The sequence below is a fragment of the Pseudoalteromonas sp. TB25 genome (genome assembly GCF_000497995.1).
GTDB classification, from domain to species: domain Bacteria; phylum Pseudomonadota; class Gammaproteobacteria; order Enterobacterales; family Alteromonadaceae; genus Pseudoalteromonas; species Pseudoalteromonas distincta.
This window is the reverse complement of the sequence record NZ_AUTI01000291.1, coordinates 1-2,704: the sequence shown is the minus strand read 5'-3', so window position 1 is coordinate 2,704 and position 2,704 is coordinate 1. Positions and strand designations below refer to the sequence as shown.

Genomic DNA, 2,704 nt, shown 5'->3' with positions numbered 1-2,704 from the left:
TGCGCTTGGTATCTTTCCAGCCTCCTAACTTTGCCAGTTCCTGATACGCCCATGACATATTTGGAGCAGTTTCAGGCAATGGTGTTTTTATTCTCTTTAACCACAATAACTTCCATGCTTTGGGAGATAACAGTTGTTCACAACTTGGAGAATCAGGCTGCTCATTGGTGAACTTTAGTTGCAATATTCGCGTCGCAATAAAGCCATTAATCGTCACCAATCTTTCCATGTTATCTTGGCTTTGAAGGCGTAAACTTTCGATATCCGTACCATCACTTTTCCAGACTTTATGGTATTCCTCTACAAGCCAACGGTGCTCATAGTAGGTGATGATAGCTAAGGCGTCTTCTTTGCTGGTGACTGGTTCACTGGTTAATAGGTGCCAGCTTAAGCCATTCTTAGCGTTTCCTCGCTCTGTACAGCCGACATAGTAAACTGGGAGGGAGTGTCCTTTCTTATTGTAAGGCGCTTTGAGTGTCACTGGCGCATAGGTGATATCCAGTGTTGCGCTTCGGGCTTTTCTTCCTCCTTTTTGTGCAATGTGGATGTGTTTGGTGCCTGCACTCATCAGCTCGCTTGCAAACGCATAGAGCTTATCCTCACCTTCTTCAATATGACGACTTTGCATCGAGCGTACGACGAATCGTTGCTGCTCGGTCAGTTTATACTGCAAGTATTCGTAGATGTCCGCTTCGCGGTCACACACCGATATCACGTTCGCCATTTGTCCTTGCAGCCGCTCTGCCATCGCTCGTGACGCTGACTCCCACTTGTAACTTTCTTTTTCTTCGTAAGAAGTCGTCGCGTGTTTTTCTCTTTTTCCAATCGTGTTGATATCACGACTCCAGCGAGACTGTTCAATTAATCCCACAACTTGCTTTGTGTCTGGCGCAAACAGTAATACGCTATGAGCTAACAAGCCTCGTTGTTTTGCTCCTCGTCCGACATGACCCAAATCATCTCGAATGGAGGAATGTTTATAAATTAGTGTGGTCGTGTCTTCTAATGCGAGCAACAAGTTATGACTTTTTGCTTGTTCAACCGTGGCTTTAAAGCCTGACTCTGCTATAGCCGTTGCGCCAATATTCTCGTTGCGAATAAAGCGGTAGGCACCTTCCATATCGCCGGGGGATTGAGTGATGTTTACAAGTGGTTTTCCTGGTTCATTTGCAAGCGTTGATGCTAACTTTACCAGACGCGCTGTTCTTCTTGGATCACCTAAGTCCGATTTACCGAATTGTTGTTTTGCCCAATGAGTATGTTCGTTAATCATAATGTGCCCTCAAACAAGATTTGAAGATCTGATCATGACATTGAGATTTAGTTCAAAAAAATCCCCGCTAATTTCTTAGCAGGGATTTGTGTATAAGAGACAGCTTAAAAAAGCGCCTTGCTAACAAGTATGTGTGCTTAAAACATATCTTGGTAGGAATTTGTTGTGCTAAATGTAATTGCTTTTTCAAAGCCAGGTAACTGAATACTTTGCTCGCCTATTACAATGTCGTTGTCGTCAATAAGTCCGTCGCCAAAGCGGTAAATAAGCTCATATTGGCCTAAATCAGCTTGAGCTTGATACGTTTGTTGCGCGGCTTTAATTGCCACGTTTTTTTGAGCGTAACTAGTCATAACGTCATCGCCATGGCGCTTAGCGAGCATTTGCATTGTCACTTTTGGTGAAAGTACTATTGCTGTTGCATTGTTACCGCCAAAGCCTTTTGAATTTATAAAAGCTATATCCATTTCACTGCATTCGTAATGGCTATTACGAATATCAAGATGATCGGTGTAAACATCATCAGCCACTTTATCAATTGTGGTAATACCCGGCATAATGTTGTGACTAAATACACCGAGAGCTATCGCTAATTGGTCGCCACTTGCAGGAGCTATAGTATGACCAACATAGGCTTTAGGCGCTGTCACTTTCCAATTATCAATAGCGAACGTTTGTGCCACTTTGTGATATATCAGCGACTCTGTTACGCGGTTTAACGGTGTACTTGAGCCATGCGCTAAAATAAAGCTACGTTCTTGCAAAGCTTCTTTGCCTAAAAGGCTCGCTGCTAAAGCAGCCGATTTAGCCATGGTAATGTAGTTACCAGGACCAGGTGACGTAATTGATTTTTTTATACCATCTGCATTTACAAATACATCCGGCACAGAGCCCATTATGTCAGCGCCTAATTCAAGGGCTAATGCATCGTCCATTAAAATAGCAACTTGTGCGCCTTCACCTAATGTAAAGCCGCAGTTATCCCCAAACGGGCGGCTACTTTTGCGATAATCTGGTTCTTCATCATTGGATAAGTTATCTAAGCGGCGCAAACCTTCAACATTTGCAAGTGCGCTCATGTTACCAAAGCCTTCTACAACTTCTGGTGTAATAGCACACTCAACACTTGCGACAACCGCAACGCGTGTACGCCCTGCTTGTATGTCATTAACCGCTGCACGTAAATTATATAAAAAAGTTGCACATGCGCCCGAGGTCGAAAACGTAGTACCTACATTGCCCGTAACATAGGCATTAATAAAATCGGTAGACATTGTATTTAAGCCCAGTGCTAACTGCTTAGTGCTAACACGGTCGCCTTGTTGGCGCGCTTTTACTAAACCACCTAGGCCTTTGTCGTCCATTTGGCCAATTACCGATGCTGAATAGGTACCAATTTTATCTGGCTCTACGCTATTCATAATATGCTGC

Annotated in this window: 2 protein-coding genes; both read right to left on the bottom strand. The window is 43.6% G+C overall.

The genetic code is table 11. From position 1 onward, the window contains the following. A partial coding sequence (locus L652_RS0110445; RefSeq protein ID WP_024603372.1) for an IS4 family transposase occupies window positions 1-1,273 on the bottom strand: 1,273 nt, incomplete at its 3' end. A 137-nt stretch (window positions 1,274-1,410) separates the two neighbouring features. Further along, window positions 1,411-2,704 (bottom strand): beta-ketoacyl synthase (locus tag L652_RS0110440; RefSeq protein WP_024603440.1); only part of this gene is annotated, 1,294 nt, incomplete at its 5' end.